Below are 822 nucleotides of genomic sequence, written 5' to 3'. Positions count from 1 at the left end.
GTATCCTGAGTAAAGACTTCTTTTACAGTTGGAGCTGATAAAAATTTCGGTTTTGCTTTTGTTACTTCTGTTTTGAAGGAATCTTTTCCTTCTTCGAAATCAAGCCAAATAACAAGGTAGTTGTTTGGTGCCTCATTTAAAATTTCTTGAGAAACCTTTCGGAATTTATCCGCACTTTTTAGGGTTAGTGATACACTTGGGGCACCATTTTGGTCAAAGGTTTGCTTAGCTCCCCCCTGCTTCAAATCAGACCCGTCCATCATTAGTTTGTCATTGGCATCCCGGAAAGTTAGATTGGCCTGAGTAGACAAAATTTCCCTTGCTTTATTTTGGTCTTTAACACCGGCAAGCTGAACGCGAATTCGATTTGTTCCTTCAATTTGAATGCTTGGTTCACTTACCCCTAATACGTTGATCCGCTTATCAAGGGCTTCAGCAGTACTAGCCAAAACTTTTTTGTCAATTTTTTGACCTTTTTTTGCAGGTTGAACTTCGTATAACACTTCGAATCCACCCTGAAGGTCCAGACCAAGTTTCATATTATTCAAGATATTCTTGGTTGTTGCTCCGATTGTTCCTCCGATTATTAAAATAAGAAGAAAAAAAGCAATAATTCTACTACGCTTTACCATTATGTATTGTTCCTCCTTAGTGCATGTGCAGGTAGCACTGTTACGTCCAGCCCTATAAAAATAATGAATAAGTCACTGCTATTATTATGAAATAACTTATAGGGGCTGTCAATTTAACATTTTATTAAGGCTTTGTAAATCTTGCTGTTGCTTGTCCGCTTTAGGCGCTCGCAATCAACAGAGTATAAAA

Annotated in this window: 1 pseudogene; it reads right to left on the bottom strand. The window is 37.8% G+C overall.

Going from position 1 to position 822, the window contains the following annotated elements:
• Positions 1-632, bottom strand: a pseudogene (locus V7266_RS28135) (protein translocase subunit SecDF); the annotation flags it as partial.
• Between the last annotated feature and the right edge of the window lie 190 nt (positions 633-822).

Source organism: Neobacillus drentensis, assembly GCF_036965645.1.
GTDB classification, from domain to species: Bacteria; Bacillota; Bacilli; order Bacillales; family Cytobacillaceae; genus Neobacillus; species Neobacillus drentensis_D.
This window is presented reverse-complemented; position numbering and strand designations above follow the sequence as displayed.